This is a genomic window from Cobetia sp. SIMBA_158, from assembly GCF_046566945.1.
GTDB classification, from domain to species: Bacteria; Pseudomonadota; Gammaproteobacteria; order Pseudomonadales; family Halomonadaceae; genus Cobetia; species Cobetia amphilecti.
The window spans coordinates 97,546-111,053 of sequence record NZ_JAWJYL010000012.1 but is presented as its reverse complement, the minus strand read 5'-3'; the positions used below and the strand labels follow the sequence as shown (position 1 = coordinate 111,053).

Below are 13,508 nucleotides of genomic sequence, written 5' to 3'. Positions count from 1 at the left end.
TGAAACCGCTTAGCGCCGATGGTAGTGTGGAGTTTCTCCATGTGAGAGTAGGTCATCGTCAGGCACTTATACCGAACTGCCCCTGTAGCCTTGCTACAGGGGCAGTTCTCTTTGTGCGCAGGAAAAGAAAGCCCGGCTCCCCCAGGAGTCGGGCTTTTTGCGTTCAATGTGCAAATACGGTGCTGAGAGACTGACAGCATGAGGTGTCAGGCAAAATGCCGTAGTCTCTGAGCACGACTCTTCGATGACGGGCTGGGCGATGGATGAGCTGATGTTGGTGGGCGTCATGATGGCGTTGCTGGTACTGGGTGGTTCCTTGATGGGGTGGCTCAGCATGTTGCGCATCAAAGCGCTGGAGCAGCGACTGCGCGATATGGAGGCCAGGCTTGCTCGCGAGCTTCCTGCTCATGGCGCTCCGGTTATGCACACCCCCTTGCAAGAAGGGGGTGTGGACAAATCGCCTGCCGAAGTGCCGCCCCGGGAGGGACTGGCAGCAGCCGATGCAACGCCATCGATCAGCGACTCGCGGACCACTGCATCATCCAGTGGCGGCCACTCTCTGTCCTACCGGCTACTTCAGCGCTTGTTGCATGGCGCTGCCTCCAGTCGTTCAGGCGAGAAGGGGCAGGGCGCAGACCCTGCAAGAAAGGCATCAGAGGTGCTGCCGGGGGGCATGTCACGTCTGCTGACGCTGCTTCAGGAACACTGGATGATTCTTGTGGGTGCCTTGTCTCTGGTGATGGCAGGCATCCTGCTCGTCGGGTACTCCCTTGAGCAGGGCTTGCTGGGGCCGGGGGTACGGTTGGCGCTGGGTCTCGGGTTCGGCCTGAGCATGACGGTATTGGCTGAGTGGCTGAGACTGCGTACGTCCCAGTCATCGAGTCTGACCGGCGCCGTCAGCGGTGCCGGCAGCCTGGTGCTCGCGGCGAGCCTGCTGGCTGGTCACTTTCTGCTTTCGCTGGTGTCCATGCCGGTCACCTTCGTACTGCTGGCAGCCTTGAGCCTGTGGATGCTGGAGCGTGCGCGGCATCATGGGCCGTGGCTGGCAGCATTGGGCATGTTGGGCGGATATGCTCTGCCCTTGGCGCTGCCCATTCACCAGCAGTGGCAGGAAGCCTCGACCTTGCTGTTGCTGGGGCATGCGGGTGTGATCGCGGCAGCGTGTCGTGTGCTGTACCGCCAGGTCGCGGTGAGCTGGCTGTATTGGGGCGGTCTGGTGGGAGCGCTCGCCTGGTGGTTGCTGTTGATGCCCTTCGGTATCACCTCTGGCACGACACTGCTGGTGGAGCTGTTGCCCTGGGTGGGTGGTGTCTGGCTGGCCGTGCTGGCGTTGGGGTATCTGTCGGAGCGGGTGTGGAAGCCATCCACGGGCGCCGCAGAAAAGGATGAGCGACAGGCGAAGACCTCACTTGCGACCTGGTTGCCCTGGCGCGCATCTCTTGAGCTGCGTCGGCACTGGCTCGCCGGAGGCCTTGTCTCAGTGAGCGTCGTGCTGGGACTCTGGCTGCCCTGGCTGGGCAGTCTCGTGCATGGCGTCTCCTTTGACTCCTTGGTGGCGTCTTCTGATATGGCCGGCTCCGGTGTGTCCCTGTGGCATCGGGGGTGGCTGGCTAGCCTCATGCCGATGCTGGTGATTGCCTGGTCTAGTCGCCGCCATGCGGTGCTGTGGTCGATGGTGGTTGTTGGCAACGGACTCTGGTTGCTGGTGTGGGGGCTTGCTTTGACGGCATCGCTGTCGAGCAGCGCGATGATCAGCCCGCTGATACTGAGTGCCGGCCTGTTGTCGCTGGCGAGTTGGCGACCACGTCATGAAGCGGGTGAAGGAGCAGAGAGGGCGCTTGCAGCCTGTTGGTGGGCATTGGCGACCATGGTGCCGCTGCTGGCGTGGGCCCTGGTGCTCTGGCAGGACGTCATGCCATGGGCGAGCGATGCAGGGAGGCTGATCAACACAGGGCTACCGCCATTGATCTGGGGGCTGGTGTGCTGGGCAGGTGCCATGCGCTTCCAGGCGCGTGAAGGCGCTCAGCTTGCCGCAGGACTGTGGTTGCCGGCGCAGGCCGGGATATTCCTTGCCCTGGTGGCAGTGCTGGAGGGGCCATCGTTGACCCTGGCGCTGGCGTTGCAGCTGTTGGGTTTGACCGCTTGTGAATGGCGCTGGTATCGCGAGGGGCATACCGCGGCGCGCTCCGTGTTTGCTGAGCTGTCACGCTTGCTGGCGTGGGGTGTCGTGGCTCGCTTGATGTATGGCATGGCGCATGACGACTATGCCGATATCGCGCACTGGCCACTGCAGATACTGCTGCCGGTATTGGCCTGTGTTGCCATGACCAGTCTCGGCATGCGCCACCGCCCGCGGACACAGCGCTGGCTGGAAGGTGCCGTTGTCCAGCTTGCCGTCGCGACGGTGGTGATGGAAATCCGCTATGTGTTGACCGGTGGAAAGCCCTTCGAGGGCAGCCTCACCCTGGCGGAGCTTTCCCTGCAGGTATTGGCGCTGGCTGGGGTGGCGGCAAGCTACGCCTGGCGTGCTCGTGGCGCCGGTGCTGAGGCGCGGACAGGGACGCAGCTCTATCGCGTGCTGGCGCTGGTGGTCGGCGGAGCGGCCGTGATTCTCTGGAGTGTCGGCGTGCTGGGCATCTTCAATCCGCTCTGGCACCCGGGGGATGTCGGGAGCTGGCCGCTGGTCAATTGGCTTCTGCCGGCCTACGGCCTGCCTGCACTCGGCGCCGCAATGCTCTGGCGCATGACATCCAGGCGCGCATCGGACGTGGATGCGAGAAGCGCCGCGTCACGCTCACGAATGCGCGGGCTGAGTGAAGTGCTCGGTCTGTTGTCAGCCGGATGGTGGTTGGCGCTCAACTTGCGTCACTGCTGGCATGGCGCTGGGCTGGGGCTACGGCAGGGCATCGAGCAGGCGGAGCTATATGCCTACAGTGTGCTGATGCTGGTCGTCGCGGCGGCGCTGGTCGTGAGTGGTGCCAAGGTGGGGCAGCAACACTGGCAGCGTATCGGACAGGGCATCCTGATTCTCACCGTGATCAAGGTGGGGGTGTGGGATACCGCCACCCTGGAGGGGCTGTGGCGAGTAGGTTCATGGCTGGGACTGGGCAGTGTCCTGATGCTGCTTTCCGCCTTGTTCAATCGCCTGGCGGGGGCGGGAATGCGTGCCGGGGAGCGGAATTGACGAAAAGAGCGTTATCTTTGGTCGTTGTTCTTGGCTCGCAAGCCCATGAATCCGATAGAATGTGCGCTTTTGCACAGGGATAGGCCTCCGCATGACCATCCGTGATCTCATTCGTCTGCTTGGAGATGGTGGCTACCACTCCGGAGAGGCCCTGGGCGAAGAGCTCGGGGTGTCGCGTACGGCGGTCTGGAAGCAGCTCAAGAAACTTGAGGCGCTCGACATTCCGCTGGAAGCCATCAAGGGGCTTGGCTATCGACTGGCCAACCCCATCGAGTTGCTCGATGGTCAACAGATCATCGAGGCGCTGCCGCGCGAGACTCGCAAACACCTGACGCGCCTGTTCGTCGAGGAGTCGGTGGACTCGACCAATACCTTCATCCGCGAGCGCTTTCGTCAGGGAGCCGGCCATGCCGAGGTCTGTCTGGCTGAGGTGCAATCTGCTGGGCGTGGCCGTCGTGGGCGTGAGTGGGAGACTCCCTGGGGGCGCAGCCTGGTCTTCTCGCTTGGCTGGCGCTTCGAATCAGGCGCCGCATCGCTTGAGGGCCTGAGTCTGGCGATCGGCGTGGCGGTGGCGGAGGTGCTCGAGGCCGATGGCCTGCCCGCGCGCCTCAAGTGGCCCAACGATGTCCTGCTGCAGATCCAGAAGGATCAACCCAAGATCGCCGGTATCCTGGTCGAGGTCACAGGGGATGTATCCGGTCCCTGTGATGTCGTCATCGGTATCGGCATGAACATCGAGTTGCCGGCCTCCCGACGCGAGGCGATCACTCAACCGGTGGCTGCGGTACGTGACATCATTCCCGGTGCTTCACGCAATCGCTATGCCGCGCGTCTGATGGAGTCATTGCTGGCGCTGTTGCCCGAGTTCGAGTCGCAGGGCTTTGCCGGATGGCAGGCGCGCTGGAATGAGCGCAATGCCTTCAAGGGGCGTGATGTGGTGATTCTGCGCGGAGACAGACGAGAAGAAGCCGTGGCAGAAGGTGTCGATATCAATGGAAATCTCGAGGTGCGCATGAATGGCGAAACCATCACTCTCGCCGGTGGCGAGATCAGTCTGCGCGCCGCCTCATGATTCTGGATCTTGATATCGGCAACACCTTGTCAAAATGGCGTCTCAAGGACACCGTTTCCAGCGAGATCCGCTCGCGCGGTGCCGTCTGGACGCGAGAGGAGTGGCGGCCGGGCGCAGACATTCCTGATCTGGATGTCGTCACGGCCGTGCGCATCTCCAGTGTGGCGCGCAAGCAGGTGCTGGATGAGACGGTGGAGTTGCTGCGCAAGCAGGTCGGCGTCGTGCATGTCGCGCACTCGACGCGGGAGGCGTTGGGCGTCACCTGTGGCTATGAAGAGCCTCAACGGCTGGGCGTCGATCGCTGGTTGGGCGCACTCGCCGGCCATCATCTCACCGGGGGCTGTTGCAGCGTCGATTGCGGTAGCGCGATCACGGTGGATTTCGTGCTGCCGGGTGGCAAGCATCTGGGGGGTTATATTCTCCCGGGGCTGCGTCTGATGAAGGAAAGCCTCAAGTTGGGCACGCGCAATGTGGCCATCGATCCGGATACCGAGGTGGATACGCTGCTCGCGCCGGGCCGCAATACGGTAGAGGCCGTCAATCACGGCATCTACATGGCGGCCGTCAGCGCGGTCAATCGTCTCTATGCCGAGGTCTGCGATCGCGAAGGGGTAGCCTTGCCGCTACTGCTGACCGGCGGTGACGCGCGGGTGGTGGCGCGCGGTCTGCGGGTGCCGCATGCGCTGTGGCCAGACATGGTGTATGCCGGCCTGGAGGCGCTGTATCCATTGACCGCTGCCGAGCGAGCAGGGCGCCTGTCGGGTGCGCCCGACCAGCCGCGAGTGCCTGATCTAGAAAAACTTCGCTCAGGGCTTGCGCTCACCCAGATGCTTTGACATACTACGTCCCGTTCTGAGGCGATACATTCCCTCAAGCGCTTGAAGTAGAATGAAATCAAGCACTTGACAGCGTATCCCAAGCGGCGTAAGATTCGTCGTCACAGATGGTGGGGTTCCCGAGTGGCCAAAGGGAGCAGACTGTAAATCTGCCGCGAAAGCTTCGAAGGTTCGAATCCTTCCCCCACCACCAGATTCGCTTGTGATGCCGCGTGCATCAGGGCAGCAAGAGTTGGAAAGCGGGCATAGTTTAATGGTAGAACCTCAGCCTTCCAAGCTGATGACGCGGGTTCGATTCCCGCTGCCCGCTCCAGTTCATCTCGCCAGTCGAGATTGCGCAAAGGTTTTGCTCGTGTAGCTCAGGGGTAGAGCACACCCTTGGTAAGGGTGAGGTCGGCGGTTCAAATCCGCCCACGAGCTCCATACAACGGAAAGGCGAGTCGCAGTTTGGCTCGTCTTTTTCGTTTCCGACGACCTCCCAGGTCGCGGTCAAAGATAAGGCTTGTCAGTTTGGGTTGTCTCAGCTATGATGGCGCCCGCTGTTCATTCAGCCTTGTTTTTAGTCTCTGGAACACGCAAGTGTTACAGGCCAGTAGCTCAATTGGCAGAGCAGCGGTCTCCAAAACCGCAGGTTGGGGGTTCGATTCCCTCCTGGCCTGCCATCCTTCCCCAGGATGGTATTCGACTTCTTACCGATTCTCGATTCTAGCGATCGCTGCACCCTTGAGGAGTCTCTTTGATGAAACAGAACGCCGAGGTGCAGGAAGCGCGCCACGACGGGTTCAAGTGGTCGGTCGTTGTCATTCTTCTTGTGCTGGCTGTTGCTGGCAACGCCTATTTTGCTGACCAAGCGCTGCTTTATCGCGTGCTTGGCGTCGTCGTGCTTGGTGTTGCAGCGGCTGCTCTGGCGATCACGACCAACAAAGGCCGTGATGTTGTCGAGCTGGCAAGTAGTGCGCGCCGCGAGATCCAGCGCGTCGTTTGGCCGACCCGACAGGAAACTGTCCAGACAACTGCCATCGTGCTGGGTGCCGTGCTTATCGTGGGCCTGTTGCTATGGCTCATCGATACCACCCTCGGCTGGCTGATGTCCGGCATCGTCAGTTAACGGAGTTTCCATGTCCAAGCGTTGGTATGTCATACACGCCTATTCCGGTTTCGAAAAGCAGGTCATGCGCTCGCTCAACGAGCGTGTGAAGCTTTACGCCATGGAAGATCACTTCGGTGAGATTCTCGTGCCGGTCGAAGAAATCGTCGAAATGCGTGACGGCAAGCGCCGCAAGAGCGAGCGCAAGTTCTACCCGGGCTACGTGCTGGTCGAGATGGACATGAATGATCAGTCCTGGCACCTGGTGAATGAAACCCCGCGCGTCATGGGTTTCATTGGCGGAACCCCGGAGAAGCCGGCAGCGATTACCCAGAAAGAAGCCGACGCCATGCTGCGTCGCGTTCAGGATGGCACCGACAAGCCGCGTCCGAAGACTCTCTTCGAGCCGGGTGAAACGGTGCGTGTCACTGATGGTCCGTTCGCGGACTTCAATGGCGTAGTCGAGGAAGTGAATTACGAAAAGAGCCGTCTGCAGGTCAGCGTGCTGATCTTCGGGCGTGCTACGCCGGTGGAGCTCGAGTTCTCCCAGGTCGAGAAGGACTGATCTCAGGATCATCATCTCACCTGTTTGAATACGAGCATCACGGCAACACGACGGGTCGCCTGAGGCGGCCCGGTTTTACGGGGAGCCGCAAGGCGCTACCACCCATACTGGAGTCCTATCATGGCCAAGAAAGTACAGGCTTACATCAAGCTGCAGGTTGCAGCCGGTAAAGCTAACCCGAGCCCGCCCGTGGGTCCTGCCCTCGGTCAGCACGGTGTCAACATCATGGAGTTCTGTAAAGCGTTCAACGCCGCTACCCAGAACGTCGAGCCGGGTCTCCCGACTCCCGTGGTCATCACTGTCTACTCCGACCGTAGCTTCACTTTCGTCACCAAGACGCCGCCTGCGGCCGTCCTGCTGCTGAAAGCGGCTGGTCTGAAGTCCGGTTCTGGCGAGCCGAACAAGAAGAAGGTCGGTACCGTGACTCGCGCTCAGCTCGAAGAGATCGCGACCACCAAGGAACCGGACCTGACAGCTTCCAATCTGGACGCTGCTGTTCGCACCATCGCCGGTACTGCCCGTAGCATGGGCCTGAACGTGGAGGGTCTTTGATCATGGCCAAGATTTCAAAGCGCGCCCAGGCGATCAACGCGAAAGTTGAATCCGGCAAGGTCTACAGCGTCGAAGAAGCTGTTGCTCTGCTGTCCGAGCTGTCCACCGTCAAGTTCAAGGAGACCATCGAGGTCTCTCTGAACCTGGGTGTTGATCCGCGTAAATCCGATCAGGTCGTGCGCGGCGCTACCGTGATGCCGAATGGCACCGGTAACGAAGTGCGCGTCGCTGTCTTCACCCAGGGCGCCAACGCTGAAGCAGCGAAGGAAGCCGGTGCAGACGTGATCGGCATGGACGACCTGGCAGAACAGGTCAAGAAAGGCGTGATGGACTTCGACGTCGTCATCGCTTCTCCGGATGCCATGCGCGTTGTCGGTCAGCTGGGCCAGATCCTCGGTCCGCGCGGCCTGATGCCGAACCCGAAAGTCGGTACCGTGACGCCTGACGTCGCGACTGCCGTGAAGAATGCCAAGGCTGGTCAGGTGCGTTTCCGTACTGACAAGAACGGCATCATTCACGCCGGTATCGGCAAGATCGACTTCAGTGCTGACTCCATTCAGGGTAACATTGACGCCCTGGTGGCCGAAGTCAAGAAGCTGAAGCCGAGCACTTCCAAGGGTATCTACCTGAAGAAGATCACCCTGTCCAGCACCATGGGCCCGGGTCTGACTGTCGATCACGCCAAGTACGCGTAAGGCAGTCTCAGAATGTTTCACTTTGCGGTCCCCGTGCTCAGCCGCGGGGCGCCGTCAAAGACCGCAGGCGCTGGCCTTGTCACCTCGGTGACGGGGCCGGCTTAATCGCGCCGCGATGCTTGCATTGCGCGTAGCCTGCGCAGATGGTGTCCCAGCCCTGCTGGTGGCAGCCATCCTCCAAGACTCTCCCGCGCAGTTCTGGTGAGAGAGATGGTAAACCACTGGGGAATTCGTTCCCCGGCACGAAATGGAGTCAACACCGTGGCTTTAGGTCTCGAAGACAAGAAGGCAATTGTTGCTGAGGTCAGCGAAACCGCCAAGGGTGCTCTCTCCGTAGTCGCTGCCGACTCTCGTGGTGTAACTGTTGGTGCAATGACCGAATTGCGCAAACAGTGCCGCGAAGCGGGCGTCCAGCTGCGTGTTGTTCGCAACACTCTGGCTCGTCGTGCGCTGTCCGGTACCTCTTACGAGGTGCTGAACGAGTCCTTCGTCGGCCCGACTCTGCTTGCATTCTCCATGGAACACCCGGGCGCTGGCGCTCGTCTGTTCAAGGAATTTGCCAAGCAGGTCGAGGCGTTCGAAGTCAAGGCATTGGCCTACGAAGGCGAGTTCATCCCGGCGGCGAATATCGACCGTCTGGCATCTCTGCCGACCCGCGATGAAGCACTGTCCAAGCTGCTGTCTGTCATGAAGGAAGCTTCTGCAGGCAAGCTGGTCCGTACTATCGCAGCACTGCGCGATCAGAAGGAAGCCGAAGCCGCCGCGTAAGCAGCGCTTTGACCTCCTGGCTGTCTCGTGCAGCCTGAATCGATTTCCGTTTGACTGAGCATCTTTGCTCCGCAAAGTTTAGGATTGCTAAAATGGCACTGACCAAAGAAGACATCATCAACGCCGTCGCTGACATGACCGTCATGGAAGTGGCTGAGCTGATCGAAGCAATGGAAGAGAAGTTCGGCGTTTCTGCCGCTGCCGCCGTCGCTGCTGGCCCGGCTGCCGCTGAAGCTGTTGAAGAGCAGACCGAGTTCGACATCGTTCTGACTGCTGCTGGTGACAAGAAAGTCAACGTCATCAAGGCTGTTCGTGAACTGACTGGCCTGGGCCTGAAAGAAGCCAAGGCAGCTGTTGACGGCGCTCCGGCCACCCTGAAAGAAGGCGTGAGCAAGGAAGACGCAGAAGCAGCTAAGAAGAAGCTGGAAGAAGCTGGCGCGTCCGTGGAACTCAAGTAACTCGTGTTCCAGGCTGCGCACGCTGCGTAAGCTTCCTGGCTGGTGGCGGACTCCGCCACCAGCCTTTTTCTGTTGCAAGACGAATTATGACGGCGAGCCAGCCCGCAAGGGAGGCTTGCCGTCCGCGCCTGATGGACATCGCCGCGCCATCAGGTATGAGCCGACCACGCATCGGTCACCCAAGGTGAACAAGCTGGGGAATACAGATGGCTTACTCATACACTGAGAAAAAACGCATCCGCAAGGATTTTGGCAAACTGCCCCAAGTGATGGATGTGCCTTACCTGCTGGCCATCCAGCTTGATTCCTACCACGACTTTCTCCAGCAGGACAGGGCGCCAGAACAGCGCCTGGAAGTCGGCCTTCACGCTGCCTTCAAGTCCGTGTTCCCGATTGCCAGCTTCTCTGGCAACGCAGCGCTCGAGTATGTCAGCTACCGCTTCGGTACGCCGGCGTTCGACGTCAAGGAATGTCAGCTGCGCGGAGTCACTTACTCTGCACCGCTGCGCGTGAAAGTGCGCCTGATGATCTATGACAAGGAATCGTCGAACAAGGCGATCAAGGACATCAAGGAGCAGGAAGTCTACATGGGGGAAATCCCCCTGATGACAGAGAACGGTACCTTCGTCATCAATGGTACCGAACGTGTCATCGTGTCACAGCTGCACCGCTCGCCGGGTGTGTTCTTCGACCACGACAAGGGCAAGAGCCACTCGTCCGGCAAGCTGCTGTACTCCGCACGTGTGATTCCTTACCGCGGTTCCTGGTTGGACTTCGAGTTTGATCCGAAGGACAACGTCTACGTCCGTATCGACCGTCGTCGCAAGCTGCCGGCTTCCGTTCTGCTGCGTGCCATGGGCATGACCAGCGAAGAGATTCTCGGTACGTTCTTCGACACCACGATGTACCACATCGAGCGCAGCGGCTTCTCCGTTGAGCTGGTGCCGGCACGTCTGCGTGGCGAGACCGCCGCCTTCGACATCAAGGATGCCGACGGTAGCGTGATCGTGGAGGAAGGTCGTCGTATTACACAGAAGCACGTCCGTCAGATGGAAGCCTCCGGCCTCGAGCGTCTCGAAGTGCCGATGGACTACCTGTATGGCAAGGTGCTGGCCAAGGATCAGATCGATCCGGCCACTGGTGAGCTGGTCTGCGAAAGCAACAGCGAGATTACTCCGGAACTGCTGGAGAAGATGGCTCAGGCCAAGATCACCCAGTTCGAAGTCATCTACACCAACGACCTGGATTGCGGTCCGTTCGTGTCCGATACCCTGAAACTGGATACCACGCGTAACCAGCTCGAGGCGTTGGTCGAGATCTACCGCATGATGCGTCCGGGCGAGCCGCCCACCAAGGATGCAGCAGAGTCACTGTTCCAGAACCTGTTCTTCAGCGAAGACCGCTACGACCTGTCGGGCGTGGGCCGCATGAAGTTCAACCGTCGCCTGCGTCGCGAAAGCGATACCGGCAGCGGCGTGCTCGATCAGGACGATATCCTGACCGTCATGAAGGAGCTGATCAGCATCCGTAACGGCAATGGCGATGTCGATGACATCGACCACCTGGGTAACCGTCGTATTCGCTCTGTGGGCGAAATGGCGGAAAACCAGTTCCGTGTCGGCCTGGTCCGCGTCGAGCGTGCGGTCAAGGAGCGTCTGTCCATGGCCGAGAGCGAAGGTCTGATGCCGCAGGATCTCATCAACGCCAAGCCGGTTGCGGCGGCGGTGAAGGAATTCTTCGGTTCCAGCCAGCTCTCCCAGTTCATGGATCAGAACAACCCGCTGTCCGAAGTGACGCACAAGCGCCGTGTCTCCGCGCTTGGCCCGGGTGGTCTGACCCGTGAGCGCGCCGGCTTCGAAGTTCGTGACGTTCACGCCACGCACTACGGCCGTCTGTGCCCGATCGAGACGCCGGAAGGCCCGAACATCGGTCTGATCAACTCGCTGGCGACCTACTCCAAGACCAACAGCTATGGCTTCCTCGAGACGCCGTACCGCAAGGTCGTGGATTGTCAGGTCACCGACGATGTCGTCGATCTGTCCGCGATCGAGGAAGGCGATTTCATCATCGCCCAGGCCTCCGCGACCGTCGACGAGAACGGCCGTCTGGTCGACGACCTGGTTCAGGTTCGTCACCGTGGCGAGACCACCTTCATGGCGCCGGAAAAGGTCACCATGATGGACGTGTCTCCGCGTCAGGTCGTTTCTGTCGCTGCCGCACTGATCCCGTTCCTCGAGCACGATGATGCCAACCGCGCCTTGATGGGTGCGAACATGCAGCGTCAGGCCGTTCCGACTCTGAAGGCTGACAAGCCGCTGGTCGGTACCGGCATGGAGCGCTTCGTGGCGCGTGACTCCGGCGTCTGCGCCGTGGCACGTCGTGGTGGCGTCATCGATTCCGTCGATGCCAAGCGCATCGTCGTACGTGTGCGGGAAGAAGAGATCATCGGCGGTGAAGCCGGCGTTGATATCTACAACCTGACCAAGTACGTGCGCTCGAACCAGAATACCTGTCAGAACCAGCGCCCGATCGTGCGCCCTGGCGACGAAGTCGCCATCGGCGACATCCTGGCCGACGGCCCGTCCGTCGACATGGGTGATCTGGCCCTGGGTCAGAACATGCGTCTGGCGTTCATGCCCTGGAACGGCTTCAACTTCGAGGATTCCATCCTGTTCTCGGAGCGTGTGGTGCAGGAAGATCGCTTCACCACCATCCACATCCAGGAACTGACCTGTGTCGCGCGTGACACCAAGCTCGGGCCGGAAGAAATCACTTCCGATATCCCGAATGTCGGCGAATCCGCACTCTCCAAGCTGGATGAGTCCGGTGTCGTCTACATCGGTGCCGAGCTGAACCCGGGCGACATCCTGGTCGGCAAGGTCACGCCGAAGGGCGAGACCCAGCTGACGCCGGAAGAGAAGCTGTTGCGTGCCATCTTCGGCGAGAAGGCGTCCGACGTTAAGGACACCTCTCTGCGTGCCCCGACCGGCATGAAGGCTACCGTCATCGACGTTCAGGTCTTCACCCGTGACGGCGTCGAGAAGGATCAGCGTGCGCTCTCCATCGAGCAGATGCAGCTGGCCGAGGTCCGCAAGGACCTGCAGGAAACCTACCGCATCGCGGAAGAGGCGACCTTCGAGCGTATGCAGCGCAACCTGGTCGGTCAGGCCGTCAACGGTGGTCCGAAGCTCAAGAAGGGCGACGTGCTGACCGATGACTACCTGGAAGCACTGCCGCGCCAGGAGTGGTTCAAGCTGCGTCTGCAGGACGAGTCTCTCAACGAACTGCTGGCTCAGGCCGATGAGCAGCTCGAGATCCGTCGTCGCGAGATGGACGAGCGCTTCGAAGACAAGAAGCGCAAGCTCACCCAGGGTGATGATCTGGCACCGGGCGTGCTCAAGATCGTCAAGGTGTACGTCGCCGTGAAGCGTCGTATCCAGCCGGGTGACAAGATGGCCGGTCGTCACGGTAACAAGGGTGTCATCTCCGCGATCATGCCGGTCGAAGACATGCCGTTCGATGGCAATGGCGAGTCGGTTGACGTCGTGCTGAACCCGCTGGGTGTACCGTCGCGCATGAACGTCGGTCAGATCCTTGAGACCCACCTCGGCATGGCCGCGCGTGGTCTGGGCGTGAAGATCGAGCACATGCTACGCGAAGAGCGTGCCGAGCAGGTCAAGCAGATCCGCGAATTCCTCGACAAGGTGTACAACACCGTCGGCGGTCGCCAGGAAGACCTCTCCGTGCTCAGCGATGATGAAATCATCACCATGGCGCACAACCTGAAGAAGGGCGTGCCGATGGCAACGCCGGTCTTCGATGGCGCCAAGGAACACGAGATCAAGCAGTTGCTCACGCTGGCCGGTATCCCTGATTCCGGACAGATGGACCTCTACGATGGCCGCACCGGCGAGAAGTTCGATCGCAAGGTGACCGTCGGTTACATGTACATGCTCAAGCTCAACCACCTGGTGGATGACAAGATGCATGCGCGTTCGACCGGCTCCTACTCCCTCGTCACGCAGCAGCCGCTGGGTGGTAAGGCGCAGTTTGGTGGTCAGCGCTTCGGTGAGATGGAGGTCTGGGCCCTCGAGGCGTACGGCGCTGCCTACACCCTCCAGGAGATGCTCACGGTCAAGTCCGATGACGTGGAAGGCCGTACCAAGATGTACAAGAGCATCGTAGATGGCGATCACACCATGCAGGCGGGCATGCCCGAATCCTTCAACGTGCTGGTGAAGGAAATCCGCTCGCTGGGTATCGACATGGAGCTGGAAGGCTGACGCCGAAA

The 13,508-nt window shown here is 60.6% G+C and carries 10 protein-coding genes and 4 tRNA genes; all 14 read left to right on the top strand.

What is annotated here, in order from left to right; translation table 11 throughout:
• Positions 1–244 precede the first annotated feature (244 nt).
• Positions 245–3,184: a DUF2339 domain-containing protein gene (locus tag R2R70_RS15910; protein WP_410978479.1), complete on the top strand. Its 2,940-nt coding sequence runs from the start codon at positions 245–247 to the stop codon at positions 3,182–3,184.
• A gap of 91 nt (positions 3,185–3,275) precedes the next feature.
• Positions 3,276–4,256, top strand: a complete 981-nt coding sequence (locus R2R70_RS15905; protein WP_410978478.1) for a biotin--[acetyl-CoA-carboxylase] ligase — start codon at positions 3,276–3,278, stop codon at positions 4,254–4,256.
• Positions 4,253–5,092, top strand: coding sequence for a type III pantothenate kinase (locus R2R70_RS15900; protein ID WP_054556896.1), 840 nt, complete (start codon positions 4,253–4,255; stop codon positions 5,090–5,092). The genes R2R70_RS15905 and R2R70_RS15900 overlap by 4 nt, the downstream gene beginning before the upstream one ends.
• A gap of 109 nt (positions 5,093–5,201) precedes the next feature.
• Positions 5,202–5,285, top strand: a tRNA-Tyr gene (locus tag R2R70_RS15895).
• A 46-nt stretch (positions 5,286–5,331) separates the two neighbouring features.
• Positions 5,332–5,405: transfer RNA gene (locus R2R70_RS15890), tRNA-Gly, on the top strand.
• Between the two features lie 35 nt (positions 5,406–5,440).
• Positions 5,441–5,515: transfer RNA gene (locus R2R70_RS15885), tRNA-Thr, on the top strand.
• 163 nt (positions 5,516–5,678) lie between these two features.
• Positions 5,679–5,754 (top strand) — tRNA-Trp (locus R2R70_RS15880).
• 77 nt (positions 5,755–5,831) lie between these two features.
• Positions 5,832–6,200 carry a preprotein translocase subunit SecE gene (gene secE, locus R2R70_RS15875; protein ID WP_043334897.1) on the top strand — a complete coding sequence of 123 codons (369 nt, stop codon included), beginning with the start codon at positions 5,832–5,834 and terminating at the stop codon, positions 6,198–6,200.
• 10 nt (positions 6,201–6,210) lie between these two features.
• A complete protein-coding gene (nusG, locus tag R2R70_RS15870; RefSeq protein WP_043334895.1) occupies positions 6,211–6,744 on the top strand; it encodes a transcription termination/antitermination protein NusG in 534 nt (177 codons plus the stop codon).
• A 120-nt stretch (positions 6,745–6,864) separates the two neighbouring features.
• Positions 6,865–7,296, top strand: coding sequence for a 50S ribosomal protein L11 (rplK, locus tag R2R70_RS15865; RefSeq protein WP_043334893.1), 432 nt, complete (start codon positions 6,865–6,867; stop codon positions 7,294–7,296).
• A 2-nt stretch (positions 7,297–7,298) separates the two neighbouring features.
• Positions 7,299–7,991, top strand: a complete 693-nt coding sequence (gene rplA / locus R2R70_RS15860; RefSeq protein WP_054556897.1) for a 50S ribosomal protein L1 — start codon at positions 7,299–7,301, stop codon at positions 7,989–7,991.
• A 261-nt stretch (positions 7,992–8,252) separates the two neighbouring features.
• The gene (rplJ, locus tag R2R70_RS15855; RefSeq protein ID WP_054556898.1) at positions 8,253–8,759 is read left to right on the top strand and encodes a 50S ribosomal protein L10; all 507 of its coding nucleotides are present in this window, start codon (positions 8,253–8,255) and stop codon (positions 8,757–8,759) included.
• A gap of 92 nt (positions 8,760–8,851) precedes the next feature.
• On the top strand, positions 8,852–9,217 hold the full coding sequence (gene rplL / locus R2R70_RS15850) for a 50S ribosomal protein L7/L12 (RefSeq protein WP_054556899.1): 366 nt from the start codon (positions 8,852–8,854) through the stop codon (positions 9,215–9,217).
• Between the two features lie 206 nt (positions 9,218–9,423).
• Positions 9,424–13,500 (top strand): DNA-directed RNA polymerase subunit beta, encoded by a 4,077-nt coding sequence (gene rpoB / locus R2R70_RS15845; protein WP_043334884.1) that lies wholly within the window; start codon positions 9,424–9,426, stop codon positions 13,498–13,500.
• The last annotated feature ends 8 nt before the right edge of the window (positions 13,501–13,508 follow it).